The sequence below is a fragment of the Acidovorax sp. NCPPB 3576 genome (assembly GCF_028473605.1).
Classification (GTDB): Bacteria; Pseudomonadota; Gammaproteobacteria; order Burkholderiales; family Burkholderiaceae_C; genus Paracidovorax.
The window spans coordinates 2,759,863-2,786,121 of sequence record NZ_CP097267.1 but is presented as its reverse complement, the minus strand read 5'-3'; the positions used below and the strand labels follow the sequence as shown (position 1 = coordinate 2,786,121).

20 protein-coding genes and 1 tRNA gene are annotated in these 26,259 nt (G+C 68.9%); 12 read left to right on the top strand and 9 right to left on the bottom strand.

Annotated features, from left to right (window positions below):
* Window positions 1-147: 147 nt before the first annotated feature.
* Entirely contained in the window at window positions 148-2,229 is a 2,082-nt protein-coding gene (locus tag M5C98_RS12785) for a sodium-translocating pyrophosphatase (protein WP_272547815.1), read from the bottom strand.
* Window positions 2,230-2,491: 262 nt separating this feature from the next.
* Here M5C98_RS12785 and ppa point away from each other — a divergent pair, with 262 nt between their 5' ends.
* From ppa to M5C98_RS12765, 4 genes are all read left to right on the top strand, one after another.
* A complete protein-coding gene (gene ppa, locus M5C98_RS12780) occupies window positions 2,492-3,019 on the top strand; it encodes an inorganic diphosphatase (RefSeq protein ID WP_272547814.1) in 528 nt (175 codons plus the stop codon).
* 197 nt (window positions 3,020-3,216) lie between these two features.
* Window positions 3,217-4,170, top strand: coding sequence for a translesion DNA synthesis-associated protein ImuA (gene imuA, locus M5C98_RS12775; protein WP_272547813.1), 954 nt, complete (start codon window positions 3,217-3,219; stop codon window positions 4,168-4,170).
* The gene (locus M5C98_RS12770) at window positions 4,136-5,782 is read left to right on the top strand and encodes a DNA polymerase Y family protein (RefSeq protein WP_272547812.1); all 1,647 of its coding nucleotides are present in this window, start codon (window positions 4,136-4,138) and stop codon (window positions 5,780-5,782) included. The genes imuA and M5C98_RS12770 overlap by 35 nt, the downstream gene beginning before the upstream one ends.
* Window positions 5,779-9,021 (top strand): error-prone DNA polymerase, encoded by a 3,243-nt coding sequence (locus M5C98_RS12765; RefSeq protein WP_272547811.1) that lies wholly within the window; start codon window positions 5,779-5,781, stop codon window positions 9,019-9,021. The genes M5C98_RS12770 and M5C98_RS12765 overlap by 4 nt, the downstream gene beginning before the upstream one ends.
* 155 nt (window positions 9,022-9,176) lie before the next feature.
* Here the strand turns inward: M5C98_RS12765 and M5C98_RS12760 are convergent, their stop codons facing one another.
* Complete coding sequence (locus M5C98_RS12760; protein WP_272553269.1) at window positions 9,177-11,462, bottom strand: AsmA family protein; 2,286 nt, start codon at window positions 11,460-11,462, stop codon at window positions 9,177-9,179.
* A 312-nt stretch (window positions 11,463-11,774) separates the two neighbouring features.
* On the opposite strand from M5C98_RS12760, the gene M5C98_RS12755 reads away from it, so the two are divergent.
* Window positions 11,775-12,356 carry a hypothetical protein gene (locus M5C98_RS12755; RefSeq protein ID WP_272547810.1) on the top strand — a complete coding sequence of 194 codons (582 nt, stop codon included), beginning with the start codon at window positions 11,775-11,777 and terminating at the stop codon, window positions 12,354-12,356.
* A gap of 70 nt (window positions 12,357-12,426) precedes the next feature.
* Here M5C98_RS12755 and M5C98_RS12750 read toward each other — a convergent pair.
* The 3 genes from M5C98_RS12750 to M5C98_RS12740 all read right to left on the bottom strand — a co-directional run bounded on the left by M5C98_RS12750 (window position 12,427) and on the right by M5C98_RS12740 (window position 14,926).
* Window positions 12,427-12,500: transfer RNA gene (locus tag M5C98_RS12750), tRNA-Gly, on the bottom strand.
* Between the two features lie 138 nt (window positions 12,501-12,638).
* Entirely contained in the window at window positions 12,639-13,739 is a 1,101-nt protein-coding gene (locus M5C98_RS12745; RefSeq protein WP_272547809.1) for a LamG domain-containing protein, read from the bottom strand.
* 275 nt (window positions 13,740-14,014) lie between these two features.
* Window positions 14,015-14,926, bottom strand: a complete 912-nt coding sequence (locus M5C98_RS12740) for a pseudouridine synthase (protein WP_272547808.1) — start codon at window positions 14,924-14,926, stop codon at window positions 14,015-14,017.
* Between the two features lie 146 nt (window positions 14,927-15,072).
* Between M5C98_RS12740 and M5C98_RS12735 the strand changes: the two genes are divergently transcribed.
* A complete protein-coding gene (locus M5C98_RS12735; protein WP_272547807.1) occupies window positions 15,073-15,525 on the top strand; it encodes a hypothetical protein in 453 nt (150 codons plus the stop codon).
* A 128-nt stretch (window positions 15,526-15,653) separates the two neighbouring features.
* On the opposite strand, the gene M5C98_RS12730 is transcribed toward M5C98_RS12735, so the two are convergent.
* Together M5C98_RS12730 and M5C98_RS12725 are read right to left on the bottom strand one after the other, a co-directional pair.
* Complete coding sequence (locus M5C98_RS12730; RefSeq protein WP_272547806.1) at window positions 15,654-17,273, bottom strand: rhodanese homology domain-containing protein; 1,620 nt, start codon at window positions 17,271-17,273, stop codon at window positions 15,654-15,656.
* Window positions 17,270-17,956 carry a cysteine dioxygenase gene (locus tag M5C98_RS12725; RefSeq protein ID WP_272547805.1) on the bottom strand — a complete coding sequence of 229 codons (687 nt, stop codon included), beginning with the start codon at window positions 17,954-17,956 and terminating at the stop codon, window positions 17,270-17,272. Before M5C98_RS12725 ends, M5C98_RS12730 begins: the two co-directional genes overlap by 4 nt.
* Window positions 17,957-18,168: 212 nt before the next feature.
* Between M5C98_RS12725 and M5C98_RS12720 the strand changes: the two genes are divergently transcribed.
* The 3 genes from M5C98_RS12720 (at window position 18,169) to M5C98_RS12710 (ending at window position 20,608) form a co-directional block, all read left to right on the top strand.
* Window positions 18,169-19,275 carry an LLM class flavin-dependent oxidoreductase gene (locus M5C98_RS12720; protein WP_272547804.1) on the top strand — a complete coding sequence of 369 codons (1,107 nt, stop codon included), beginning with the start codon at window positions 18,169-18,171 and terminating at the stop codon, window positions 19,273-19,275.
* Window positions 19,276-19,416: 141 nt separating this feature from the next.
* Window positions 19,417-19,635 (top strand): hypothetical protein, encoded by a 219-nt coding sequence (locus M5C98_RS12715; RefSeq protein ID WP_272547803.1) that lies wholly within the window; start codon window positions 19,417-19,419, stop codon window positions 19,633-19,635.
* Window positions 19,636-19,702: 67 nt separating this feature from the next.
* A complete protein-coding gene (locus M5C98_RS12710) occupies window positions 19,703-20,608 on the top strand; it encodes a restriction endonuclease (protein ID WP_272547802.1) in 906 nt (301 codons plus the stop codon).
* A gap of 26 nt (window positions 20,609-20,634) precedes the next feature.
* Here the strand turns inward: M5C98_RS12710 and M5C98_RS12705 are convergent, their stop codons facing one another.
* Entirely contained in the window at window positions 20,635-21,627 is a 993-nt protein-coding gene (locus M5C98_RS12705) for a LysR family transcriptional regulator (RefSeq protein WP_272547801.1), read from the bottom strand.
* Between the two features lie 99 nt (window positions 21,628-21,726).
* On the opposite strand from M5C98_RS12705, the gene M5C98_RS12700 reads away from it, so the two are divergent.
* Window positions 21,727-22,959, top strand: a complete 1,233-nt coding sequence (locus M5C98_RS12700; protein WP_272547800.1) for an MFS transporter — start codon at window positions 21,727-21,729, stop codon at window positions 22,957-22,959.
* Window positions 22,960-22,978: 19 nt separating this feature from the next.
* Here the strand turns inward: M5C98_RS12700 and M5C98_RS12695 are convergent, their stop codons facing one another.
* Window positions 22,979-24,010: an ABC transporter substrate-binding protein gene (locus M5C98_RS12695; RefSeq protein ID WP_272547799.1), complete on the bottom strand. Its 1,032-nt coding sequence runs from the start codon at window positions 24,008-24,010 to the stop codon at window positions 22,979-22,981.
* Window positions 24,011-24,242: 232 nt separating this feature from the next.
* Between M5C98_RS12695 and M5C98_RS12690 the strand changes: the two genes are divergently transcribed.
* Together M5C98_RS12690 and M5C98_RS12685 are read left to right on the top strand one after the other, a co-directional pair.
* Window positions 24,243-25,058 (top strand): class II aldolase/adducin family protein, encoded by an 816-nt coding sequence (locus M5C98_RS12690; RefSeq protein WP_272547798.1) that lies wholly within the window; start codon window positions 24,243-24,245, stop codon window positions 25,056-25,058.
* Window positions 25,055-26,200, top strand: coding sequence for an acyl-CoA dehydrogenase family protein (locus M5C98_RS12685; protein WP_272547797.1), 1,146 nt, complete (start codon window positions 25,055-25,057; stop codon window positions 26,198-26,200). The genes M5C98_RS12690 and M5C98_RS12685 overlap by 4 nt, the downstream gene beginning before the upstream one ends.
* Window positions 26,201-26,259 lie beyond the last annotated feature (59 nt).

The following is a 26,259-nucleotide window of genomic DNA, read 5'->3' as shown; positions in this document are numbered from 1 at the left end:
GCCCATGTAGGCTCCCTGCTTCGCAAGCTGTGCGTTCGCTTCAAGCCCCAAACTGAACATCCACAAGGCGCTGCGGATGTTCGTCATTGCCTAGATCTCCTCGCGGTTCGTTGATTTGCCTTGTCGCCATTGCCCGTGCCGGGGGGCTCACCCCCCGTGAAACCGCACCACCAGCGGCACGATCAGCAGCGCCACGATGTTGATGATCTTGATGAGCGGGTTCACCGCCGGGCCGGCGGTGTCCTTGTAGGGGTCGCCCACGGTGTCGCCGGTGACGGCGGCCTTGTGCGCCTCGCTGCCCTTGCCGCCGTGGTGGCCGTCCTCGATGTATTTCTTGGCGTTGTCCCAGGCGCCGCCGCCGGTGCACATGCTGATCGCGACGAACAGGCCGGTCACGATGGTGCCCATCAGCAGCCCGCCCAGCGCCTTCGGTCCCAGCAGCAGGCCCACGGCGATGGGCACCACCACCGGCAGCAGGCTGGGGACCACCATTTCCTTGATGGCGGCGGTGGTCAGCATGTCCACCGCCTTGCCGTACTCGGGCTTGCCCGTGCCGTCCATGATGCCGGGGATGGTCTGGAATTGGCGGCGCACCTCGACCACCACCGCGCCCGCCGCGCGGTCCACGGCCTCCATCGCCATGGCGCCGAACAGGTAGGGGATGAGCCCGCCGATGAACAGGCCCACGATCACCATCGGGTCCGACAGGTCGAAGCGGATGGCCTGGCCGTAGGCTGAGAGCTTGTGCGTGTAGTCGGCGAACAGCACCAGCGCCGCCAGCCCCGCCGAGCCGATGGCGTAGCCCTTGGTGACGGCCTTGGTGGTGTTGCCCACGGCGTCCAGCGGGTCGGTGATCTCGCGCACGCTGGCGGGCATTTCGGCCATCTCGGCGATGCCGCCGGCGTTGTCGGTGATGGGGCCGTAGGCATCCAGTGCCACGACGATGCCCGCCATGCTGAGCATGGCCGTGGCCGCCACCGCCACGCCGTACAGGCCCGCGAGCGCATAAGACACCAGGATGGCCAGGCACACGCACAGCACCGGCCAGGCGGTCGAGCGCATCGACACGCCCAGCCCCGCGATGATGTTGGTGCCATGCCCGGTGGTGGAGGCCTGTGCGATGTGCTGCACGGGCGAATACTGCGTGCCGGTGTAGAACTCGGTGATCCACACCAGCGCGGCCGTGAGCACCAGGCCCGTCGCGCAGGCGCCGAAGAGCCGCATCTGGGTGCCGCTGGCCGCGATGGCGTTGTCCGGCACCAGCCAGGCGGTGACGAACCAGAACGCGACCAGCGAAATCACGCCCGCGATCGCCAGGCCCTTGTACAGCGCCGGCATCACGTTCTTCATGCCGGGCGAGACCTTGACGAAAAAGCAGCCCACGATGGACGCGAGGATGGACACCGCCCCCAGCGCCAGCGGGTAGGTCACCGCGGCCACCGGCGCGGCCGTCACCATGAGCGCGCCCAGCACCATGGTGGCGATCAGCGTGACGGCGTAGGTCTCGAACAGGTCGGCGGCCATGCCGGCGCAGTCGCCCACATTGTCGCCCACGTTGTCGGCGATCACGGCGGGGTTGCGCGGGTCGTCCTCGGGAATGCCGGCCTCCACCTTGCCCACCAGGTCGGCCCCCACGTCCGCGCCCTTGGTGAAGATGCCGCCGCCCAGCCGCGCGAAGATCGAGATCAGCGAGGAGCCGAAGGCAAAGCCGATCAGCGGGTTGAGCAGCGCCGCCAGATCGGCCGTGGGCGTGAACTGCCCGCGCCCCACCAGCAGCCAGCAAAAGCCGGTCACCCCCAAAAGCCCCAGGCCCACCACCAGCATGCCGGTGATGGCCCCGCCGCGAAAGGCCACGTCCAGCGCCGGGCCGATGCCCTGCGTGGCGGCCTGGGCGGTGCGCACGTTGGCACGCACCGACACGTTCATGCCAATGAAGCCGCAGGCGCCCGACAGCACCGCGCCGGCCACGAAGCCCCCGGCCGTCATGGCATCGAGGAACAGGCTGATGAGCACGGCCAGTACCACGCCCACGATGGCGATGGTGCGGTACTGCCGCGCCAGGTAGGCAGCCGCGCCGGCCTGAATGGCGCCGGCGATCTCCTGCATGCGGGGGTTGCCCGGGTCTTTGGACAAGATCCAGCGGCGGGCCCAGAGGCCGTAGGCCACCGCGATCAATCCGCAGATCAGGGCCAGGATCAGGGGAGGGTTCAACGCTGCCGGGTTCGCCATGCTTTGTCTCCTTGGGTGTCGATTGCACGGAAAGGAAACACAACGCATCGGTGGTGTTTCCGCTGCGTTGCTTCCTCGTGCCCCGGGGCCTGCGTGTGTGCGAGCAGGCAGGAGACGATTGGCCAACGGACCCAATTTACTGCCAAGGGCCCGTGCGGGCAAGCGCCGCCGGGCATGCGCCTAAAATCGCGCCACCCCCGGCCCGGCGCGGGCAGGTCCCGCGGCCGCCGGAGCCCATCACCTCCTCAACCTTCAGAGATCCATGTCCCTCAACAACGTCACCCCCGGCAAGAACACCCCTGAAACCTTCAATGTGGTCATCGAGATCCCCATGGACTCGGACCCCATCAAGTACGAGGTGGACAAGGAATCGGGCGCCATCTTCGTGGACCGTTTCATGACCACGGCCATGTACTACCCCTCCAACTACGGCTACGTGCCGCAAACGCTGAGCGGCGACGGCGACCCGGTGGACGTGCTGGTGATCACCCCCTATCCGCTGCTGCCCGGCGTGGTCGTGCCCTGCCGCGCGCTCGGCATCCTGAAGATGGAAGACGAAGCGGGCGTCGATGGCAAGGTGCTGGCCGTGCCCACCACCAAGGTCCTCAAGATGTACGAAAACTGGAAGACCGTGGACGACGTGAACCCGATGCGCCTGAAGGCCATCAGCCACTTCTTCGAGCACTACAAGGACCTGGAAGAAGGCAAGTGGGTCAAGGTGCTGGGCTGGGAAGGCATCGATGCCGCCCACCAGGAAATCGTCGAAGGCCTGGCCAACTACAAGAAGTGAGATAGGGCGCTTTCCTTTCGTTTCTTTTTTCAGGTTCCACCGTCCCGGCCGCCGCCCTGGCGCCCGGGGGCCGAACCTGCCAAAGCCTGCCGGCCTGCGTGCCCGCAGGCTTTTTTCATGGGGCGGTATCTGCCGATGGCCCGGGGCCGAAACGGATTCGAATACTGTATATTTAAACAGTCTTCGATGCCCGCCCTATGTCCCGCCTTGCCCTTGCCTCCCTCCCACCGGGTGCCGCTGCCCGCAGGGAAAGCGCTGCCCGCCTGGAGCTGCCCGGCGTGTGGCAGGGCGATGCGCTCACGGCGCAGCACGGGCGCGTGCAGCCTTCCGGCCATGCGCTTTTGGATGCGGCGCTGCCCGGTGGCGGATGGCCGCTGGGGGCCATGACCGAGGTGCTGCAGCCGCCGCAGGGCGGCGCCGAGTGGCCCCTGGTGCTGCCGGCGCTGGCCCGGGCGGCGGCGCAGCGGGGCGGGCAGGTGGTGCTGGTGGCGCCGCCGGCCGAGCCCTTCGCCCCCGCGCTGCAGGCCGCGGGCCTGCCGGCCGACCGGCTGTGCCGCGTGCGCCCCTTGCCTTCGCGGCACGACCAGTCGGCCGCCTGGGCCAGCGAGCAGGCCCTGCGCTGCCGCGACGTGCTGGCCGTGCTGGCCTGGCTGCCCCAGGCGCCGCCCGAAGCGCTGCGCCGCCTGCAACTGGCCGCGGCCCAGCAGGCGGCGCTGCTCTGGGTGTTCCGCCCGCAGGACCTTCGTCTGCAAGCCTCGCCCGCGCCGCTGCGGCTGTGGGTGGTGCAGGGCGTTCAAGCGATCCAGGGGATTCAAGGGGCCGAAGGTTCGCCAGCGTTTGGGCGCGCGCAGGGGCTGCCGGCTCCGGCGCAAGTCCCGGGATGGCCGGACGGGGGCAGGGCGCCCGGCGTGCTTCAGGTGCATGTTCTCAAGCGGCGCGGGCCGCCGTTGATGCAGCCGGTGCCTGTCTGCGCGCATGCGTCCGCGCTGTCCGCCGTGCTGGCGGCGATGCGGGCGTTGAAGGCGCGCCGGTTTCCTGGCGATGCCTCAGCGCCGGCTGTGCAGCGGCCGGTGCCTGGCGCGCCACAGGCCATGGTGGCCCTTCAGGAGCGGGTCCATGCACTGGATCGCCGTGCCTTCGTCGCTGGATGAACTGCCGCCCGGCGCCCCGGCCGCATCGGCGGGCTGGTGGGCGCTGCGCTTCACGCCCCGGGTGGCGCTGCTCGACGAAGCCCTGCTCCTGGAGGTCTCCAGCACCGAACGCCTCTGGGGCGGCCGCGCCCGGCTGCTTTCGCTGATCCGGCAGCACCGGCCGGCGTTCAGCGGGGAGTTCGAATCGGACGGGCTCGCTGCACCAGCGCAAGCACAAAAACCTGAGCGGTCAGGCACCGGGACAGCACCCGTGCCGCAAGAGGGCCGGGCCGCCGCCGATGACCTGCCCCCGCGATCCGGCAGCGGCCCCGCACTGGCCCAAGGCGCCACCGCCTTCGAAGCCCTGGCGCTGCTGCGGCTGGCCCGCGCCGATCCCCCTGGCCGCCTGCCCCACCGCGCTCCACGCCGGCTGCCGCACGACCTGCCCCTGCGCAGCTTGACCGCCCTGCGCCCGCACGCCGCCAGCCTGGAGCGCATGGGCTGCCGCACGCTGGGCGCGCTGCGGGCCTTGCCACGGGCGGGCGTGGCGCGCCGGTTCGGGGCCGATGTGCTGCGGGCGCTGGACCAGGCCTGGGGCGATGTGCCCCATCCCTTGCCCTGGATCGAACTGCCCGAGTGCTTTTCCATGTCGGCCGAGCTGCCCGCCCTGGCCGAATCGGCCAGCACCTTGCTGTGGTCCGCGAACCGGCTGCTGGGCGTGCTGCACGGCTGGCTGCAGGCGCGCCAGCAGGGCGTGCTGGCGCTGGAGCTGGCCTGGCGCCACGACCTGCGCCGCATCGACGGCGTGGACCTGCCGGCCCAGCAAAGCCTGACCGTGCGCACGGCCGAACCCACGCAGGACCTGGCCCATCTGCGCCGCCTGCTCGCCGAGCACCTGGGCCGCCAGCGCCTGGCCGCGCCGGTGAACCACATCACCCTGAGCGGCACCGAAACCCGGCCCTGGGCCGAGGCCAGCGCCAGCCTGCTGCCGCCCAGCCCCGAAGACGCACGACGCGCGCAGGGCGAGCCCTGGCACCAGTGGGTGGAGCGGGTCTCGGCCCGGCTCGGGGCGCAGCAGGTGCAGGTGGCCGTGCTGCAGGCGGACCACCGGCCGGAATGCATGCTGCGCTGGGAGCCGGCCGCGGGCCATCCGATGGCCGCCGGGCCCGGACCTTCCGGCGCGCGCACCTCCCGGGCGCGCCCTGCGGGTGCCGCAACCGCCAGGCCGGCCAGAGCCGCCGGGGCAGGGGCGGGCGATTTGGGTGATTCGGGTGATTTGGGCGATGCCGCAGGCTTGGGCAACCACGGCAACCACGGCAACCACGGCCGCCACGGCGATCCCCGTCCCGGCGCCGTGGCGGCCGATGCCGCGCTGTGGCCCGGCTGGCTGCTGCGCCCGCCCCAGCGCCTGGCCCTGCAGGGCAGTCGCCCGCTGTGGCACGGCCCGCTGCGCCTGCTGGCCGGTCCCCACCGCTTCGATGGCGGCTGGTGGGACGCATCGCAGCACCTGGAGCGGCGCGACTACTTCGTGGCCCACAACGACACCGTGGGCACGGTGTGGATCTTTCGGCAATGGGCGGGCCCGCGCGAGGCGGGCCGGCACGAATGGTTCCTGCACGGGGTGTTCGGATGAGCGGCGTCCCAGTTACCCCTTCCCCGGGTGGGCCACCGACCCGGCCCGCGCATGCCCTGCCGGACTATGCCGAACTGCATTGCCTCACCAACTTCAGTTTCCAGCGCGGCGCCTCGCACCCCGCCGAACTGGTGCAGCGCGCGGCGGAACTGGGCTATACGGCGCTGGCGATCACCGACGAATGCTCGGTGGCCGGCGTGGTGCGGGCGCACACCGTGGCGCAAAAGCTCGGCCTGAAGCTCATCGTGGGCAGCGAGTTCGCCTGGGGCGACCTGCGACTGGTGGCGCTCGCGCGCAACGCCGAGGGCTGGGGCAACCTGTGCGAGTTCATCACCGCGGCCCGGCAGGCCGCGCCCAAGGGCGAATACCGCCTGCACGCTGGCACCGACTTCGCGCTGCTGCGTGGCTGCGAGGTGCTGCTGTCCCCACGCCGCGATCACCTGGATGCTACTGATTTAATAGCTATCAAGGCATGTTTTTCTAGGGCAATGGGGCAATTGAACCCTTGGGATATCGCCCCCTGGCTGGCGGTGGAGCAACCCCTGGCCCCCGACGACAGCCTGTGGCTGACCACGCTGGAGCAGGTGGGCCAGGCGCTCGGCCTGCCGCTGGTGGCGGCGGGTGATGTGCACATGCACGTGCGTGGCCGCAAGCGCCTGCAGGACGTGGTCACTGCCGTGCGCCTGGGCCGGCCCGTGGCGGAATGCGGTTTTGCGCTGCAGCCCAATGCCGAGCGGCACCTGCGCGCGCGCATGCGCCTGGCCACCATCTACCCACCCACGCTGCTGGCGGCCACGCTGGCCGTGGCATCGCGCTGCACGTTCAGCCTGAACGAAATCCGCTACCGCTATCCGCGGGAAACCCTGCCGCCGGGCATGACGCCGGGCGAGGCGCTGGCCTGGTACACCGGGCAGGGCGCGCACGGGCGCTACCCGCTGGGCGTGCCGGACGACGTGCGCATGCAGATCGCCAAGGAACTGGACCTCATCGCGCACTGCCGCTACGAGATGTACTTTCTCACCGTGCACGACATCGTGCGCCATGCCCGCAGCCAGGGCATCCTGTGCCAGGGCCGGGGTTCCGCCGCCAATTCGGCGGTGTGCTTTTGTCTAGGCATCACGGCGGTCGATCCGACCAAGACGCGGCTGCTGTTCGAGCGCTTCATCAGCAAGGAGCGCGACGAGCCGCCCGACATTGACGTGGACTTCGAGCACGACCGGCGCGAAGAAGTCATCCAGTACATCTACGCCAAGTACGGCCGCGAGCGGGCGGCCATCGCGGCCGTGGTCATCAGCTACCGCACGCGCAGCGCGCTGCGCGACGTGGGCAAGGCCCTGGGCGTGGCGCCTGCGCTCATCGATGCCTTCGCCAAGGACCACCACTGGTTCGACGAGGCCATCGCCACCGACCGCCTGCAGGAGCTGGCCGAGGCCGTGGGCGCCCCCCTGGCGCCGCACGTGGCCGAGCTGTGGCTCAAGCTGGCGCGCGACCTGAAAGGCTTTCCGCGCCATTTGAGCCAGCACGTCGGCGGCTTCGTGCTCACCGAGGGCAAGCTCACGCGGCTGGTGCCCGTGGAGCCTGCCAGCATGGACGGCCGCTCCATCATCCAGTGGGACAAGGACGACCTGGACGACATGCACCTCATGAAGGTGGACGTGCTCGCCCTGGGCATGCTGAGCGCGCTGCGCCGCGCCCTCGACCTGCGCGCCGTGCTGCGCGGCGAGCGCTGGGACCTGGCCGGCATCCCGCGCGAGGACGGCGCCACCTACGACATGATCTGCGCGGCCGACACCGTGGGCGTGTTCCAGATCGAAAGCCGGGCGCAGATGAGCATGCTGCCGCGCCTGCGCCCGCGCGAGCTGTACGACCTGGTGGTCGAGGTCGCCATCGTGCGGCCGGGGCCGATCCAGGGCGGCATGGTGCACCCGTACCTGCAGGCCCGGGAGCGCAGGGTGCCTGGCCAGAAGCCGCCCATGGAACACGAGAGCCTGCGCCCGGCGCTGGAGCGCACCCTGGGTGTGCCCATCTTCCAGGAGCAGGTCATGCAGATCGCCATCATCGCCGCCGGCTTCACGGCGGGCATGGCCGATGACCTGCGCCGCTCCATGGCCGCATGGAAGCGCACCGGCGGCGTGCACCGCTTCGAAGAACCCTTCATGAAGGGCATGGCGGACAACGACTACAGCGAAGATTTCGCCCGGCGCATCTTCCGGCAGATCGAAGGCTTCGGCGAATACGGCTTTCCCGAAAGCCATGCCTACAGCTTCGCCTTGCTGGCCTATGCGAGCAGCTGGTTCAAGTGCCACGAGCCCGCCTGTTTTCTGGCGGCGCTGCTCAATTCGCAGCCCATGGGTTTCTACACGCCGTCGCAACTGGTGCAGGACGCCGTGCGCCACGGCGTGCGCGTGCTGCCCATCGATGCGGTGCACAGCGACTGGGACACGACCCTGGAAGGCGAGCCGCAGCCCGTGCGCGGCGTGGCCGACCCGCAGCCGGCCGTGCGCCTGGGCTTGCGGCTGGTGGCGGGGCTGGCCCGTGCCACGGCCGAGCGGCTGGTCACGGCGCGCGCGGTCCAGGCGTTCGCCGGCACCGAAGACCTGGCCCTGCGCGCCCGGCTGGACCGGCCCGCGCTGCAGGCGCTGGCCGCGGCCGATGCATTGCGCTCTTTGTCGGGCCACCGGCGCCAGCAGGCCTGGGACGCCGCGGCGCAATGGCGCGCGCCGGCCTTGCTGCAGGATGCGGCGGTGAACGAGGCGCCCCTGGCCCTGCCCGAAGCACCCGAGGGCGAAGAGATTCTGTTCGACTACGCCGCCACGGGCCTCACGCTGCGCCGCCATCCGCTGGCGCTGCTGCGCGGCCGGCTGCAGCGCTGGCGGCTGCTCACCGCCCTGGCGCTGCGCGACACGCCCAACGGCCGCATCGTGCGTGCCTGCGGCATCGTCACCGTGCGCCAGCGGCCCGGATCGGCCAACGGCACGATGTTCATCACGCTGGAGGACGAAACCGGGCCCGTCAACGTCATCGTCTGGCCGTCGCTGGTGGAGACCTGGCGCAATGCACTGCTGCGCTCGCGGCTGCTGGCCGTGGAGGGCGTGTGGCAGGCCAGCCCGCTGCCGCCGGGCGTGCCGGCCGGGCAGGGCGGGGCGGTGCGGCACCTCGTGGCCCAGCGCTGCAAGGACATGACGCCGCTGCTCGGGCGCCTGGCCCAGGCGCTCGATGGCAGCCGGGATTTCCACTGACCTGCATTCACCCCAAGGCGGGGCATGGATCGAGCGGCCGGGAAGGCCGCGGTGCCCCTGCCCGCCGTTCAAATAGCCATCAAGGCAAAAAGTGCCTCCAGCGCATATTTATCTAAGGGGTGTAGCTATTAAAAATATAGCAAACGATGTGCGCCTCAGCGTGCGGGCGCTGGCGATGCAACCGGCGGCTTCGGGGCCGCGCCCGCTGCACCGCCTTGCACCTTGTCCCCGGCGCGGGCCAGCAGCACGGCGCAGTTCTCGTCGTCGTCCGCGGCGGGCACCGTGATGGGTGCCAGCGCCAGCGCCACGGGGGCGACCACCGCAGCCGCCACGGCGGCGCCCGCGCGCAGCAGCAGCGGGCCGGCCTCCAGCCCCACCTTGGGATCGGCGAACGGGCCCTTCACGTACAGCGGCGTGCGCAGGGAGAAGAACTTCCACTGCAGCGATTCGGGCTTGATGCGCAGGTCCAGGTGTTCGCGGCCCAGGTCGGCCGTGCCGGTGGCTTCCACCGTGGCCTCGTTGGTGCTCAGCTTCACCGAGCGTGTCTGCGCGATGCCGTCCTTCACCGCGAAGTCGGCCACGGCGCAGCGCAGCTGCACCTCCTTGTCATCGCCGAAGAGCTTGGCCACCACCACGCTGCCCACGTTGAGCGCGGCCAGGTCCAGCATCTGCTTGCTGAAACGGCCATCGCGAATGTAAAGCCGTGTCTCGCCGCTGGCGCTGCCCAGCATGCTGGCCACCGACTGGCCGCTGCCGTTCAGGGCCACGGCACCGTCGAGCCGGCCGAAGCTCTTTTCCATCAGCTCGACCTTGGGGAACAGGCCCGACAGCCGCAGCCCTTCCACGTTGCCGCGCAGTTGGGCCTTGAGCGGCTTCGTGCGGCTGTCCAGCACCACGGTGGAATCGATCTTGCCCTGCGCCACGCCGAACTGCAGGGGCGAGAGGGTGAGCATGGCGTTGTCCAGCACCGCATGCACGCGCAGGTTTTCGATCGGCAGGCTCTCGTCGCGCACGATCTGCTGGCCGCTGAAGGTCAGGTCCAGGTCCATCGCGTTCCAGCGGTCGGTGGCGAACGCCACATCGGGCAGCACCTTTCCGGGCCGCTTGGAGGTGCCTTTTTCCGCCTTGCCTTCGCCCGTGGGCGCACCCAGCACCGGGCCTAAGTCGGCCAGGCGCAGTTTCTTGGAAGTCATCGTGCCCTTGAGGCGGGGGCGCGGCTTGGCCGACGTGTAGGTCAGGCTGCCGTGCAGGTCGCTGTCGCCCACGGTGCCGTCGAAATCGCGGTACTCCCACACGGCGTTGTCCGGCTCCAGGCTGCCCACCAGCCGGCCGCGCGTGCGAAACGGCGGGGTGTTGGGCAGCACCAGGCCGGTCAGGTCGTACAGGTCGGCCATGCTGTCGGCCTTGAGCATCACCTTCATGTCCATGCCCGACAACGCGGCCGGGTTGGAGAGGATGCCTTCCACCTCGGCCTCCACGGTGCCGGCTTTGGCCTTGAACCGCAGCGGGTAGTCCACGACCTTCTCGCGCAGATCCATGACGTGCCCGCCTTCGCCCCGGCCCTGGATGCGGGCCTGGGCATAGCGGCCCCGCACCTCGAAGCGCACGCCGTACGGTCCGGGGGCCTGCCCGGCGGGCGTGTCGATGGTGCCCAGCTTGGCGGTGAAGGCCAGGTCTTTCACGGCATCGGCATAGGCCAGCTGGCCATCGCGCACCACCACCTGGCCCACGCTCACGCTCCAGGGGTTGGGCTTCGCCGGCCCGCCGTCCCTGGCGGGGCGGTCGAAGGTCCAGTTGTTGCTGCCGTCGGCCTTGCGGGCCAGCGCCACGTCGGGCACGGTGAGCCTCAGCGTATCGATGGCCACATGGCGCGACAGCAGTGGCAAGAGCCGAAGCGAAGCACTCACGCTGCCCACGGTGGCCATGGGCTGGCCGGACGCGGGCACCGAGGCCGTGCTGTCCGGCGCGGCAGGCGAGGCAGGCACGGAAGCCGCCGATGCAGCCGACGCCGCCGCAGGCGTGGCCGATGCGGCGGCCTTCTCGGCACGCGCCTGCACGGTGGCGGTGGATGCATCGTCCGTCTGCACATCCAGGGCACCGAAGTGGCCGAAGTCCGCCCGGTTGTCCATCACCAGCCGGTCCGCCTGCACCGTGACGCCCGGCACCCAGCGGCGCCAGCCGGTCTCCACGGGCTGCGGCCACTGCCAGTGGGCCCTCAGATCGCCCTCGATGGCAAAGCGGCGGCCGGTGGCCTCGCTGACCTGCTGGTTGATCCAGGGCTTAGCCCGGTTCCAGTCGAACCACGCGACGAAGGCCACCAACAGCAGCAGCACGACGAGCAGGCCGGCCACCGCGGCCAAAGGAACCCGTGAACGCCGCCGGGGCGGGGCCGGTGCGGCAACAGAGGTTGGTGGGGAGGAAGGCGGGGTCTCAGAGGGCATGGTCATGGGTATTTTCTTTGGGCGATGCTAGCCCGCGCATGCGGGTTCACCCGGCTGCCATGCCGCTTTGCCGCCGTTGTCCTACAGCCCGGGCAACGCTGTTGCACGGCATGGAATCCATTCGGCAAAGCCTGCCGAATGGGTTCGGCGGCACGTGCCAACGGTTTTTTCCTGATCTATTGATCGATGCAACCCGGCCCGTCCCCAAAGCGTGGTGGCTGAAGTCTTTTCGGACGGGGCTACGCCGCTTCGGGGCAGATCGCGACTTCCTGCGAGTGCCTAAGCAATGATGGATGTACCAGGAGGTCATTTATGGATTATTTGAAAAAGCTGGGTCGCTCTTCTACCCAAAACGTCTCTGCCAGAGAAGCCTCTTCTTCTGAAAAGGCAAAGCCGCAAGGCGGCGCTGTGGGCCGATCCAGTTCCATGCGCATTCCGGATGCCCTGAGTTCGCTGCTGGCGCCCCGCAGCACTCGGCGTAGCCAATCCATGGACCTGGAAAGCCGCGAATCCCGCCAGGAGCTGGCCAAGCTGCAAGCCATGCAGAACGACAAAGTGCCGTTCGAGGTCATGCTGAAAGAGATCGACATTGCATTGCTGCCGAATCCGCCGGAGGACACCCGCACCTACGCCGAAATCAAGGCAGAACGGCGTGAGCGGTACGACATCCACAAACGGCGCCAAGGTCTCTCGCAGCAGTTGGCGCAAACGATGGAGCAGAGATTTCAGGAGAGGATGCAGCGTGCGGCTTCGTTGAAACTTGCCTCTGCGTCTGCATCGGACCTGTCGACCCGGCTACCGACCCTTGACGAGCATCCCAGCGGGGCCAGTGCTTCTTCGGAAGAGCCTTCGCAGAACGCTTCGCCAGCAAGGTCCGCTGCGGCCGAGCGATAAAAAAAGGGGCTGAAAAGCCCCTTTTGCGGCGACCCAGAGACGCATCGGCATCTGTGGATCAGGTATCGATTGGAGCGGGTGAAGGGAATCGAACCCTCGTATGAAGCTTGGGAAGCTGCCGTTCTACCATTGAACTACACCCGCATGGCGCTAGAGGCTGGAGCATTGATTTGCAATGCTTTGCGCAGTAGCGCGCCGGATTATATAAGGCCCGTCGGCCTGGTTTCCCGGAGAAGTGGCTAAGACGCCATGCACGCGGTGGCTCGCTCGATTGCCCAGCCCTCAGCGATTGGCACGGCTTCGCCGATGCATGAACAGTGCGAGCGCTGCCATCAACGCCGTCAGAAGGTATCGCCCCCATTCGCTGAGCGTCGGGATGGCCGCCGCCGCAGCCACGGGCGGCACCGCCACGGCGGTGCAGACGACAGCGACGTTGCTCACGGGGCCCGACACCGTGCCAGTGCCGTTCGTCACGGTGCAACTCTGCGCTGGCGATGTGGGCTGGTTCAGCACGGACACCACATAGGTCGCACCGTAAGGCACGGCCGATAGCGAGAACGCGCCGTTCGCCGAAATCGACGCGTTGCCGCCACCGTTGATTTGTAGAACGAGGCCCGTTCCCGTCAGCCCCGAAACCGTTCCGCCGACGGCATAGCTGCATTGGCTGGTGACGTCCGATGCCACCCAATTGGAGACGGTCCCGGCGAGTGCGAAGTTCTGCAGCGTGCCGTTATTGCCCCCGGCCCCATCGGGCAGGCCGGTCTGCCCGGCATTGTTGCCTCCCGCATTGCCTTGGTCGAAAGCATACGAATTCGACGCACCCGCCGGGGCTTGGCAACCGGCCTTCGCCGTGGTGACTTCGGAGGCGGTCAGGACCCGGTTGAAAAGATCGAAGCGATCCATCGACCCGGGGAAAAATTGCGCTCCGTCGGTCCGCGAACCGATCGTCATCAATCCATTCGTGCCGGTGGAACTGGCCCCGCCGGCCACGCTGGGCTGCAAAACGCCATTGATGTAGAGGCCGACGGTGCTTGTCGTTGCATCCCAAGTCATGGCAACGTGATTCCAGGCGCCTGCCGTGACCGTATCGGTGGATCTCGTCGACACCGTGACGCCACCATTGACGACATAGCCAATGATCGTGCCGGGGGTGGTCATCAGCAGTGTGACGAAGTTGGACGTGTCCGTCTCGGCGAAAAACACCCGGGCGGCCGCTGGCAGCGAATCGGGCTTGATCCACACCGTGGTCGAGAAACTGTTGGCTGCACTCAGTGCCGCGGGAACGGGCATCGCGACCTGGTCGTTCGCGCCATCGAAGTGCAGCGCGTTGTCCGCAGCCGAAGCCGAAAAAGCGGCCAAGATGAGGCCGATCGAGGCCAACATCCGCCATGGTTTCCGTGTCCAGGTCATTCCGCAGCCCCTCTTCACCGGTAACAAATTGATAGTTGTGGAATATATCTTCAGTGGCGGCGATAGCAATGGCCGCATCCTTTCCGAAGCCATGCGCCATGCGCCATGCGCCATGCGCCATGCGCCATGCGCCATGCGCCATGGGCTGGCTCGCCCAAGCCGTGCGAAGCAGCCCCCGGGGCGCGGTTTAGCCGTGCAGATGCAGCCCGTCGCGGGTCACCCGCCCGGGCCACAGGGCGGCATGAGGGTCATTCCAAGGCGCCCAATTCCCGCGCACTGTCGAAACGCCGGGGCACTCCGGTGACGGGGTCGTGGAACACCAGCGAACGCGCCAGCAACTGCAGCGGCTGCGAAAAGTCGCCCTCGGGCGGATCGTTGACCACGGGATAGAACGCGTCGCCGCGCAGCGGCAACCCCAGCGCGGCCATGTGCACGCGCAACTGGTGGCGCTTGCCCGTCACGGGCGACAGGCGGTAGCGGGCCCAGGCACCGGCCACCTGCAGCACCTCGATGCGCGTGAGCGTGTTGGGCGCCCCCGGCACTTCCTGCATGCGAAAGAACTGCGGGCTTTCATCCATGCGGCTGGCGTGCTCGCGGGGAAACGCCAGGTCGTCGCGCCAGGGTGCGACGGCTTCGTAGGTCTTGGCGATGCGGCGGTCGCGGAACAGGGCCTGGTACGCCCCGCGCGTTTCGCGCTGCACCGAGAACAGCACCAGCCCGGCCGTGTCCCGGTCGATGCGGTGCACGGGGGTGAGGTCGGGCAGGTTCAGGCGGCGTTTGAGCCGCACGAGCAGCGTGTGCTGCAGGTAAGGGCCCGTGGGCACCACGGGCAGGAAATGCGGCTTGTCGGCCACCAGGATGTGATCGTCCCGGTAGAGCACGGCTTCCTCGAACGGAATGGCGATTTCCTGCTCTAGCGCGCGGTAGTAATACAGCCGGATGCCGGGGGCGAAAGGCCGCTCGGGCGTGGCGGCCATGCCGAACTCATCGACCACCTCTCCCGCCGCCATGCGCTGCCGCCAGCCTTCTCGGCCCACGGTGGGCAAGCGTTCCGCCAAAAAGTCCAGCAGGCTGCCTTGCCCCACGGAGGGCAGCGCCACGCAACTGGGGCTCACCCCGTCGCGCATGGGCAGGACGCGGGGATCGTGGCGGTTGTGCATGGCGCGCCGATTGTAGTGAGCCGCCCTGTCTGGGCCCGGTGCCGCCGCACCCTGCCGATTTCGCGGCTCCCCACCGAAGGGGGATTGGCTGGAATGGCCCGGCATGGTCCATTAGGGGCCCGAATCTTTCACCAAAGGGAACTGACATGCCCAAGCGCGCGACGCCGCCTCGTTCCAGGATTCGATGGCTCTCCATGGGCGTGGCGGCCAGCCTGGCCTGCGCGCTGTCGGCCTGCGCGTTGACCGGCGCTGCGGGGTATCCGCCGAGCGCATCGCGCGTTGTGGCTGTGCCCGCCGACCTGCCCAATCCGCAGTTGTTCGACTGCGCCGTGGCCGGCCTGGCGCGCTTGTCCGAGACCGGCAGTGCCTGGCCCGGGATCACGCGCAGGGACGATGCACAGGGCCTGCTGGAGTCGGGCCACTTTCAGGAGTGGAACCGCAGCGGCTTTCGTGTGCGCATCGAACGCCCGCCCGGGGCCGGCGAGGCCACGCTGGACCTCAAGGCCGGTGGCGCCTACCTCGCCGACCTGGGGGCGGCGCAGGCGATGAACGATTTCGAGGCGGTGTTGAAGCCCTGTCTTGCCGCCACCGCGCGGTGATCGATCGGTGGATCGGGCGGCCGCAGGCGATGGCGGCAGTGGGGCGTCAAGCCGAAAGCTTGAAGCCTTTTTGGCCCGATGCCGGCGGATTCCATGTCTGGAGTGCTATCAATTAAATAGCAAATCCTTCACGCGACGGCAAAACCGTGCGTGCCATCGCGCGCCAGCTGCTCCACGAGCCCGAACTCCCAATCCAGATAGCCCTGCATGGCCTCGCGCGGGGCGTCGGTGCCTTCGTACGGGCGGCGGTAGCGGTCGATGCGCGGGGAGGCCAGGCGCGTCTCGCCATGCTCCAGGGGCAGGTTTTCTTCGATCCATGCCAGGGTGCCGCCTTGAAGCACGGCCGTGGGCGCGCCGGTCAGCCGGGCGACGGCTTCGGCGGCATGGCGGGCGAGGGCGCTGGTGCCGCAGGTCAGCACATAGCGGCTGGCGGGCGGCACGTGTTCCAGTGCCTGCGCCAACTGGGATCGCAGGACGAACCAGGCACCGGGGATGTGGCGCCGAACGTATTGGGCGCTGGCGGTGAAATCCAGAACGGCCGTGTGCCCTTCGGGCTCTTCCCGCAGCCAGCGCGCGAGCTGGCGGGGCGCTACCCAGGTCAGCGGGCCGTGCGGCTCGGGCGTGAGCGGCGGGGGCTGGCCCGTCTCCAGCGCGGCGGCGGGGTCGGCGCCGTCCAGCACCCATACGTCCCAGCCCATCTGGGCCAGCCAGGAGGCGGTCATGTTCGCTCGCGTGCCATCGTCGTCGGCCAGCACGATGCGGGCGCCGCGCACGGGCACCGCGTGGTCGGTTTCCTGCACGAGCTGGCCGCCCGGCGCGCTTTTGAAGCCTGGCAGGTGGCCGGCCTCGTACTCTTCGGGCGTGCGCACGTCGAAGCGGTAGGTGGTGCGGCCGGCCTCCGCGGCAAACCGCGCCAGATCGGCGGGGCTTGCGCGGCGCACGCCAGCGCGGTCCGCCACGGCGCGCGCGCGGGCGGCGGCCGTGGCGCGCTGCTCCGGCGGCACGGGCAGGAAGCGGCGGTCGGCGCCATGCTCCAGCGCCTGGCCGGCCAGCAGCCACCCGATGGTGCCGTTGCGCAGCGCGGCCACGGGGTTGGGCAGGCCCGCATTCACCAGCGACTGCGTGCCGATGATGCTGCGCGTGCGCCCGGCACAGTTCACGATGATGCGGGTGGCCGGATCGGGCGCAAGCGCCTGGGCGCGCAGCACCAGCTCCGCCCCGGGCACGCTGATGCCACCCGGGATGTTCATGGTCTGGTATTCGTCGAAGCGGCGCGCATCCAGCACCACCACGTCGGCCTTGGCCTGCAGCAGCGCCTGCACCTCCTCGGCCGCAAGCGACGGCGTGTGGCGCTCGCTTTCGACCAGTTCGCCGAAGGCCTTGCTGGGCACGTTCACGTCGATGAAGAGTTCGCCGCCGGAGTCCTTCCAGCCCTGCAGGCCGCCTTCCAGCAGCGACACCTCGGTGTAGCCCAGCGCGCGCAGGGTGCGTGCCGCGGGCTCGGCCAGGCCTTCGCCGTTGTCGTACACCACGATGGGCGTGGTCTTGCGGGGAATGCGGGTCCAGGCGTCGAGTTCGATCCGGCCGGCTGGCAGATTGGCGGCGAAGAGCGGGTGGCCTTCGGCGAACGGGGCTTCTTCGCGCACGTCGAGCAGGGCGATCTCTTGCTGATCGACAAGGGCCTGGCGGACCTGGTGGGGCCGGGTGGCGGTGAACGCGAAGGCGTGGGTGTCGGGGATGGCACTCATGGGGCGGCAAAGGCAGTGGGGGCCACGGAAGTGGACGCGGTGTGGGAGGCCGGGCTGGCGAGCGGCTGGTTCCAGAGGTTGGGCAACGTGTCGTTGCTGTAGCCCGAGACGAAGGGGCGCACCGAACCGTCTTCCCGGTACACCGATCGCCGCACGGCCCCGATGTTGGCGCCGTACACATGGATGCTGATCGATGTCTCATCGGCCAGGGCGTTGCTCACGCGGTGCACATCGCCGATGGTGGGCGACACGGCTTCGGTGTCGCCCGGCTGCAGCCGATGGGGCGCACCGCGGGGCTGCCACTGCCCATCGGCGTCCTGCCCGTAGGCTTGAGACAGCTCTGCGCCGCGCAGCATGCCGACCAGGCCCCACACCGTGTGGTCATGGATCGGCGTGGACTGGCCCGGCCCCCAGACGAAGCTCACCACCGAAAAGCGCCCCAGCGCATCGGCGTGCAGCAGGTATTGCTGGTAGCGCTCGGCATCGGGCCGGGCGAAGTCCGGCGGCAGCCAGTCGTCGTGTGCGACCAGGTCGGCCAGCAGCGCGCCCCCGCGCGTCAGGATGTCGGCCTCTGCCGGCCGGTGCTCCAGCAGGGCGGCGATCTGCTGCACGAAGTGGCGCAGGCGGGCGGTGTTCGGCAGGGCGTTCAGGGAAGGGGTGGGCGAAGAGGAAGAAGGTGGCATGCCGCCATTGCACCAGCGCAGCCGTCCGCAAGGGAAGCGGGTTTTTCATATGCATGCATGTTTTTCTTCTTTCTTCCGAGCCGGAGCAAACGGCGTCCTCTGGCAAAAACCGAATGACCACAGGCGGTTTTCTTCTTTGGCGCGGGCGGGGGCGGTGCCCATCATCGGCGGCTTGCTGTCTGTCTGTCTCACGTACCTTCAAGGAGTCTCCCATGGGTGTTCAGTTCATCGGCATGATCCAGCCGCACGAAGTGTCGGAAACCATCGCCCGCAAGGGCCCGGCCGTGGACCCGGCCTATGTGCGGGCCTTTGCCCAGGCGCATGAGCACGCGGGCTTCGACCGCATCCTGGTGCCTGCCAGCGGCACCGGCCCCGACACGCTGCTGACGGTGGCCTACGCTGCCTCAGTCACGCAGAAAATCGCTTTCCTGCTGGCGCACCGCCCCGGCTTCGTGGCGCCGACCCTGGCCGCGCGCCAACTGGCCACGCTGGACCACTACACCGGCGGCCGCGTGGCGGTGCACTACATCTCGGGCGGCTCCGATGCCGACCAGCAGCGCGATGGCGATTTCTTGAGCCACGACGAGCGCTATGCCCGCACCGACGAATACCTCACGCTGCTGCGGCGCGTGTGGACCGAAGACCGCCCCTTCGACCACCATGGCACCTACTACCAGGTGAAAGGCGCCACGTCCGAGGTCAAGCCCCTGCAGGCGCCTTACGTGCCCATCTATTTCGGCGGCGCATCCGCCCCCGCACTGAAGGTGGCCGGCAGGCATGCCGACGTGTATGCGCTGTGGGGCGAGTCGCTGGCCCAGGCCGGCGACCTGGTGCGCCAGGTGCGTGCCGAGGCCGCGCAGCATGGCCGGCACATCGAGTTCAGCATCTCGTTCCGCCCCATCCTGGGCCGCACCGAGGAAGAAGCCTGGGCCCGCGCCGACCAGATCCTGGAAGCCACCCGCCGCCTGGGCGTGCCCCAGGGCTATGCACGCGGCACCGGCCCGCAGCAGAGCGAGGGCGCGCAGCGCCTGCTGGCCGATGCAGCCAAGGGCGACCGCGTGGACGAGCGGCTGTGGACGGCCATCGCACGCGAGACCGGCGGGCGGTCCAACTCGACCTCGCTCGTGGGCACGCCCGAGCAGGTGGCCGACGCGCTGCTCAAGTACTACGACTTAGGGATCACCACGTTCCTGATCCGCGGCTTCGACCCGCTGGTGGACGCCATCGAGTACGGCAGGGAACTGCTGCCGCTGGTGCGTGCCAAGGTGGCCGAGCGGGATCGGGTGAATGCCAACCGGGCGGCGTTGAAGGTGGCGTGAATCTATGTCGATAGCGTCCTTCCGCCTCTTGCGCCTGGGGCGGGGTGCGCCTCGTATCAGTGCGCGGTCAACTGAAGAAGTCGAATTGAACCCTGCCTAATCTTCGTGATTGATGGGGCTTGGCAATGCACGATAGGGCGGATGCAAGTGCCCGTTGCAATCGGTATGGTGATTGCAGCTGTGAAACGCACTGATCTTGGTGAACGCATCGTTGAAAAATGCGCAGCAGGTGTCGGCGGTCAATTGAAAGCCGTAGGCGTCACCAGCCTGCTTAGAGAGCATGCGGAGGTGGCTGCTTTGGCTGGAAGCGAGCATTCAAAGGCGACTGCTTTCCGATCCTCGCGAGCCATTGAAGAGTAGCCACAAACGTCTGAAACGGTACCCGTAGAATTCTCCTGCAACAAAGTAACGAGGAGGAGATCTCACTATGGCGATTCCAGACTTTCAGTCATTGATGCTTCCAGTGCTCAGGGAGTCTGCTGCCGGTGAGGTGCGTATCTCTGATGTCGTCGGCCTGCTGGGAGCCAAGCTCGCTTTGACTGAGGCTGAGCTATCAGAGCTTCTACCTTCGGGCAAGCAGACTACGTTCGCTAACCGCGTGAACTGGGCCAAGAGCTATCTGGGAAAGGCGGGGCTGATCAAACTCACGAAGCGCGCGTACTTCGAGATTAGTGATCGGGGCCGGGCTGTGCTGGCCAACCCTCCACAGACGATCAATATCAAATTTCTCGAGTCCTTTCCCGAGTTCAAGGCATTCCGAGAAGCGGCGTCTGTGAGCCCGATCACGCCGCAATCGGAACCAACAAACTTTAAGGAATTGGCGCCCGATGAGGTGATCCGGTCTGCAAGTGACGAGCTTCAGCAATCACTTAGTGCCGAGCTTCTCGCGAAGATTCTCACCTCACCTCCAGATTTTTTTGAGCGCCTAGTTGTGCAACTCCTAATCGCCATGGGCTACGGTGGGTCAGCGATTGAAGCCGGGAAGGCCCTTGGCAAGAGCGGAGACGGTGGTGTTGACGGCGTTATAGATCAGGATGCATTGGGCCTGGATCGGATATACGTGCAGGCAAAGCGTTACACAGACAACAAAGTCTCGTCAGGTGAGATTCGGGACTTCTTCGGATCGCTAGATAGGTTCAAAGCAAACAAGGGCCTGTTCGTCACGACGTCGACCTTTTCGCCGGCAGCGAAAGAAACGGCCGACATGCTGAGCAAGCGCATCGTACTGATCGACGGCCTCCTTCTCACGCGACTGATGATCCGCTTCGATATTGGTTGTCGGGTTGAAGAGGTGATCTATATCAAAAAGCTCGATGAGGACTTCTTCGACTGATGATGCCTCGCTCGCGTCATTAAAAGCTAGGCTAAACGGCCGCTCAGGGCCCAACCATCCCCACCTGGCGCCCTCATGCCGGCCAAGGTCGGCAGCGCAGCCCGCATCGCATCCAGAAACCGCCGCAGCCGCGCCGGATAGAACCGCGCATGCGGATAGACCAGGTACACCGGCAGCGGCGCCGCCTGCCACGCGGGCGCCAGGTGCCGCAGGCGGCCCTGGCGCAAGTCGGCCTCCACCGCCCAGGCGGAGGCGACCGCCGCGCCCAGGCCCGCCAGCGCCGCGCTGCGCAGGGCATAGAGGCTGTCGGTGCCCATGCGCGGGTGGATGGCGAATCGCTCCACCACGCCGTCCGGCACGCGGGTGAGGGACACCTCGCGCTGGTAGTAGGTGCGCAGGGCCACCCAGGGCAGATCGCGCAGCGCGCTCGCGTGTTCGGGCACCGTGCCGCCGGGCAGCAAATCCGGCGCCGCGACGACGATGCGCGGTACTTCGGCCAGGTGGATGGCGACCACGGAGGGGTCGTCCACCGCACCCACCTGGATCGCGCAGTCGATGCCCTCGGCGATGAAGTCGGGCCGGCGGTCGTGCAGCAGCCATTCGACCGACACCTCGGGATACTCCCGCAGGTATTTCACCAGCGGCGCGATGAGCTGCTCCTGCCCGAAGGCGTGCGGCACCAGCACGCGCAGGGTGCCGCGCGGGGCGTCGTGCGCGCCGCGCAGGTCGGCCTCCATCGCGCGCCAGTCGTCCAGCAGTGCCTTGGCGTGGGCGAAGCAGCGCTCGCCGTCTTCGGTGAGCTTCATGACATGGGTGGAGCGCTGCAGCAGCTTGAGCCCCAGCGACCGCTCCAGCGCCTGCAGCCGCCGGCTCACCGTGGGCTGGCTGGTGCCCAGCTGCTGCGCGGCGGCCGACAGGTTGCCGGCCTCGACGATGCGCACGAAGGTCTGCATCAGTTCGATGCGGTCCACCCCGGCAAGGGAGGCGGCGGCGGCGGGTGTGGCTGCGGCTTGCTTCATGCGCCGAGCGTATAGCAGATCTGCGCCGCAGCCCACTACCCAGCGGTGAACGCATCGCAGAAACTCCGCCCATCGCTTCTTCATTCAAGGGTCTTTCCCATGTCTTCCATTCAAAACGCGCATGCAGAACCCGGTGGCCCCGCCACGGGCGTGCCGGCCCCGCTGTTGCTGCTGCTGGCCACGGCTGCGGGCTTGAGCGTGGCCTCGCTCTACTACAGCCAGCCCATGCTGGGCGTGCTGGGCGCGGACATCCATGCCGGCGACCGGGCGGTGGGCCTGGTGCCCACGCTCACGCAACTGGGCTATGCGCTGGGCATCCTGCTGCTGGCCCCGCTGGGCGACCGCTACGACCGCCGCCGCATCATCCTGGCCAAGGCGGCCGTGCTGGCCCTGGCCTTGCTGATGAGCGGCTTTGCGCCGGGCATCGGCTGGCTGCTGGTGGCGAGTTTGGCGGTGGGCCTGTCCGCCACGCTGGCGCAGGACGTGGTGCCGGCCGCGGCCACGCTGGCGCCGGTGGCCCACCGCGGCAAGGTGGTCGGCACGGTGATGACTGGATTGCTGCTGGGCATCTTGCTGTCGCGCGTGGTGAGCGGTTTCGTGGCCGAGCATTTCGGCTGGCGCGCGGTGTACGTGGCGGCAGCGGGCGCCATTGCGCTGGTGGGCGTGGCCGCATGGCGCGGCCTGCCGAAGTTCGAGCCCACGACCACGCTGCCCTACCGCGCGCTGATCGGCTCGATGGTGGCCCTGTGGCGCCGCCATGGGGCGCTGCGCCGCGCGGCCTGGGCGCAGGGGCTGCTGTCGCTGGGGTTCAGCGCGTTCTGGTCCACGCTGGCGGTGATGCTGCACGGCTCTTTCCATCTGGGCAGCGCGGCCGCCGGCGCCTTCGGACTGGCGGGTGCTGCGGGCGCCCTGGCCGCACCGCTGGCCGGCCGCATCGCCGACCGCAGCGGCCCGGAGCGGGTGACGCGTCTCGGCGCCGGCCTGGCCGTGGTCTCCTTTGCCGCCATGGGCCTGGCCCACTGGCTGCCGCCGCAAGCCCAGCTGGGGCTGATCGTGGCGAGCGCCATCGGGTTCGACTTCGGGGTGCAGGCGACGTTGGTGGCGCACCAGACCATCGTGTACGGCATCGAGCCCGCCGCCCGCAGCCGCCTGAATGCGCTGCTGTTCACCGGCATGTTCGTGGGCATGTCGGCCGGTGCGGCGCTGGGCAGCCTGGCGCTGGCGCAATGGGGCTGGCTGGGGGTGGTGGCGCTGGCCACCGCCGCCTCGGCCGCGGCCCTGGCCGTGCGGTGCCTGCCGGGCCGCGGGGCCGCCACCGCTGCGGCGATCTGAGGCGTGTGGAGCGCGGTGCTCAGGCGGCGGGGTCCGCGCCCGCCAGCACCGGGCCGAAGCTGCGGTCCCACAGCGGCGCCACCTGGGCCTTGCCATCCAGCACACCCAGTTGCTGAAAGGCATCGGCCACGGACTGGTGGCCCTGCACCACGGCATCGGTCACGGGGCGCAGGTCGTAGTCGGTGCTGCGGTTGTTCCACAGCTCGATCAAATCGCCCACCGGCACCCGGGTTTCGGCGGCCTGGGCCCGCGCATAGTCCAGGTAGTTGCCATTGGCCCACAGGTAAGCGCGGCGCAGCCGCTGCAGGTAGTCGGCCAGGGCCGCATGGCGCAGCGGATCGGCCACCGCGCGCGGGTTGGCGTAGAGCGGAAAGTTGCCCGACAGGTAGCCCACGCCGGTCTTGAGCACCCGCGCCCCGTAGCGCAGTCGGGCGATCTGGCCGTTGTAGCCGTAGATGGCCCAGGCATCCAGGTCGCCCCGGTCGAAGGCCGACAGGCCATCGGACGGCGTGAGGCTGACCGGCGTGATGTCCGCGAACGACAGGCCCGCTTCGGCCAACTGGCGGCTCAAAAAATAGTGCGATGTGGTAGCCCGCACGTAGCCCACGCGCTTGCCTTTCAAATCAGCGATGCGCTGGATGGGCGCGTCCTTGCGTGCCAGCGTGACCTGGTTGTTGAGGTCCTCGCGCGTCACGGCCACGAAGCGCACCTGGGCCTTCTGGCGCGCCGCGAACAGCGCCGGGATCTCGCTGCCCGACCCCAGGTCGAGCGCGTCGCCGTTGATGGCCTCGATGTGCAGTACGCCGTTGTTCAGCTCGCGCCATTCGATGCGGTAGGGCGTGTCGGCCAGGCCGGCCGCGCTGATCAGCGGGCGCCACAGGCCCTTGTAGGTGCCGATGCGCAGCGTGACGCCCGACAGGTCGGGTCCCGCCGCCGATGGGCGTGCCAGGGCGGGCAGGCCCAGTGCGGCAGTTGCGCCGGCCACCAGCGAGCGTTGCAGCAGCGCGCGGCGCTGCGGGGAGGGGGGAAGGGCGGCGGTGTTGGGGCGCATGGCAGGTCCTCGCTTCGGGCGGTTGTATCGAATGCCCGAGCGTGCGGCCGGCGGGCGCCACCGCCAACGATGGATCCGTAGCAAGCTCATGCGGAAAAGCCGCGACGGGCCCCGGGTGCGCCTCATGCCGAAACCGCATGTGTTCACGCGCTTTTCTTCGTTGGTGGGGGCGCCGCGCGCTCCTAAGGTGGGCGCAGTCCCATCCCTTCCTCGATCGAAAGCCCGACCCACGATGTCTGCCGTTCTCTCGCTCCCGACCGCCGCGCTGCAGCGCCGCCCCGATCCCCAGCGCAAGGACTGGTTCGATGCCCCGCCGCCGCGCCCCACGGTCGAGGCCGAGCGGCGCCACCGCCAGGAGCAGCTGGCGGTGGCGTTTCGCCTGTTCGCGCGGCATGGCTTCGACCATGGGCTGGCCGGCCACATCACGGCGCGCGACCCTGAATGGCACGACCACTTCTGGGTGAACCCGCTGGGCCTGCATTTCTCGCGCATCCGCGTGTCGGACCTGCTGCTGGTGAACGCGCGCGGCGAGATCGCCATCGGCGAGGGGCCGCTCAACCGCGCGGCGTTCGCCATTCACGCCGCGCTGCACGAGGCGCGGCCCGACATCGTGGCCGCCGCGCACACGCACTCCACCTACGGCAAGGCGTGGTCCACGCTGGGGCGCACGCTCGATCCGCTGTCGCAGGACGCCTGCATCTTCTACGAAGACCATGCGCTGTTCGACGACTTCACGGGCGTGGTGTGGGAGACGGACGAAGGCTTTCGCATCAGCCAGGCGCTGGGCGCATGCAAGGCCGTCATCCTGAAGAACCACGGCATCCTCACGGCCGGGCCCAGCGTGGAGTCGGCCGCGTGGTGGTACATCGCGCTGGAAAACGCCTGCCACACGCAGTTGCTGGCCGAGGCCGCCGGCACGCCGCAGCCCATCCGCCACGAGGTGGCGCGCCACACCCACGGGCAGATCGGCGGGCCGGGCGGGGCGCATTTCACATTCAAGAGCCTGTTCGAGACCGTGGTGCGCGAAGACCCCGGGGTGTTGCAGTGAACGCACCACTCACCGCCGGCCAGCGGGCGCGCACGCTCGCCGCCGAGTTCGGCGCGCGCGCAGTGGCGCACGATCTCGACGCCAGCTTTCCGCACCAGAACTTCGCCGACCTGCAGCAGGCCGGGCTGCTGGCGCTCGCCGCGCCCCGGTCTTTGGGCGGGCAGGGGGCGAGCGCCGCGCAACTGGGCGAGGTGATCGGCGCGGTGGCGCAAGGCTGCCCCGCCACGGCCCTGGTGCTGACGATGCAGTACATCCAGCACCGCGGCATGGGCCGGCCGGGCAACGCGTGGCCGGTGGATTTGTCACGCCAACTGGTACAGGAGGCGGTGCAGGGCGTGTCGCTCGTCAACGCGCTGCGGGTGGAGCCCGAGCTGGGATCGCCCGCGCGTGGCGGCCTGCCGGCCACCGTGGCGCGGCGCACGCCGCAGGGCTGGCGGCTCACGGGACACAAGGTGTACAGCACCGGCGCGCCGGCGCTGCGCTGGTACGTGGTGTGGGCGCGCACGGACGATGCCGAGCCGCGCACGGGCTCGTTCCTTGTGCGGGCCGGCGAGCCCGGCGTGCGCATCGAACCGACGTGGGACCACCTGGGCCTGCGGGCCAGCGGCAGCCACGACGTGCTGTTCCATGACGTGGCCGTGCCCGCCGAGCATGCGCTGGAGTTGCGCTTGCCAAAAGACTGGGCGCGCGGCGAGCCCGCCATGCAGGCCGAGATGGCGGTGATGCTGGGCTCGCTCTACACCGGCGTGGCCCGCGCGGCGCGTCACTGGCTGGTGGGTTTTTTGCAGGAGCGCAAGCCGGCCAGTCTGGGCGCGTCTTTGGCCACGCTGCCCCGCGCGCAGGAGGCCGTGGGCCGCATCGAGGGCCTGCTGTTCACCAACGACCGCCTCATCGCCGGGCTGGCCGCCGCGCTCGATACCGGCGCCGCGTTGCCGTCCGAGGAAAGCGGGCTGGTCAAGGCCACCACCACCCACAACGCCATCGAAGCGGTGCAGTCGGCCCTGGCGCTGACCAGCAACCACGGCCTGGCGCGCAAGAACCCGCTGGAGCGCCACCTGCGCGACGTGCTGTGCGGCCGCGTGCACACGCCGCAGGACGACAGCGTGTATCTCGCCGCCGGGCGCCGAGCGCTGGGGCTGTGATCGTTCGCTTGGCCCGGCCGTGCTGGCGCCGCCTGTTTCTTTTTCCTTTGCCTTCTTCT

Coding starts and splice junctions, on each gene's coding strand:
- M5C98_RS12695 (WP_272547799.1), bottom strand. CDS start 24,010: ATGCGCCCCAACACCGCCGCCCTTCCCCCCTCCCCGCAGCGCCGCGCG.
- M5C98_RS12765 (WP_272547811.1), top strand. CDS start 5,779: ATGAGCGGCGTCCCAGTTACCCCTTCCCCGGGTGGGCCACCGACCCGG.
- ppa (WP_272547814.1), top strand. CDS start 2,492: ATGTCCCTCAACAACGTCACCCCCGGCAAGAACACCCCTGAAACCTTC.
- M5C98_RS12700 (WP_272547800.1), top strand. CDS start 21,727: ATGTCTTCCATTCAAAACGCGCATGCAGAACCCGGTGGCCCCGCCACG.
- M5C98_RS12735 (WP_272547807.1), top strand. CDS start 15,073: ATGCCCAAGCGCGCGACGCCGCCTCGTTCCAGGATTCGATGGCTCTCC.
- M5C98_RS12720 (WP_272547804.1), top strand. CDS start 18,169: ATGGGTGTTCAGTTCATCGGCATGATCCAGCCGCACGAAGTGTCGGAA.
- M5C98_RS12745 (WP_272547809.1), bottom strand. CDS start 13,739: ATGTTGGCCTCGATCGGCCTCATCTTGGCCGCTTTTTCGGCTTCGGCT.
- M5C98_RS12710 (WP_272547802.1), top strand. CDS start 19,703: ATGGCGATTCCAGACTTTCAGTCATTGATGCTTCCAGTGCTCAGGGAG.
- M5C98_RS12770 (WP_272547812.1), top strand. CDS start 4,136: ATGCACTGGATCGCCGTGCCTTCGTCGCTGGATGAACTGCCGCCCGGC.
- M5C98_RS12785 (WP_272547815.1), bottom strand. CDS start 2,229: ATGGCGAACCCGGCAGCGTTGAACCCTCCCCTGATCCTGGCCCTGATC.
- imuA (WP_272547813.1), top strand. CDS start 3,217: ATGTCCCGCCTTGCCCTTGCCTCCCTCCCACCGGGTGCCGCTGCCCGC.
- M5C98_RS12725 (WP_272547805.1), bottom strand. CDS start 17,956: ATGCCACCTTCTTCCTCTTCGCCCACCCCTTCCCTGAACGCCCTGCCG.
- M5C98_RS12740 (WP_272547808.1), bottom strand. CDS start 14,926: ATGCACAACCGCCACGATCCCCGCGTCCTGCCCATGCGCGACGGGGTG.
- M5C98_RS12730 (WP_272547806.1), bottom strand. CDS start 17,273: ATGAGTGCCATCCCCGACACCCACGCCTTCGCGTTCACCGCCACCCGG.
- M5C98_RS12755 (WP_272547810.1), top strand. CDS start 11,775: ATGGATTATTTGAAAAAGCTGGGTCGCTCTTCTACCCAAAACGTCTCT.
- M5C98_RS12690 (WP_272547798.1), top strand. CDS start 24,243: ATGTCTGCCGTTCTCTCGCTCCCGACCGCCGCGCTGCAGCGCCGCCCC.
- M5C98_RS12760 (WP_272553269.1), bottom strand. CDS start 11,462: ATGCCCTCTGAGACCCCGCCTTCCTCCCCACCAACCTCTGTTGCCGCA.
- M5C98_RS12705 (WP_272547801.1), bottom strand. CDS start 21,627: ATGAAGCAAGCCGCAGCCACACCCGCCGCCGCCGCCTCCCTTGCCGGG.
- M5C98_RS12715 (WP_272547803.1), top strand. CDS start 19,417: ATGCAAGTGCCCGTTGCAATCGGTATGGTGATTGCAGCTGTGAAACGC.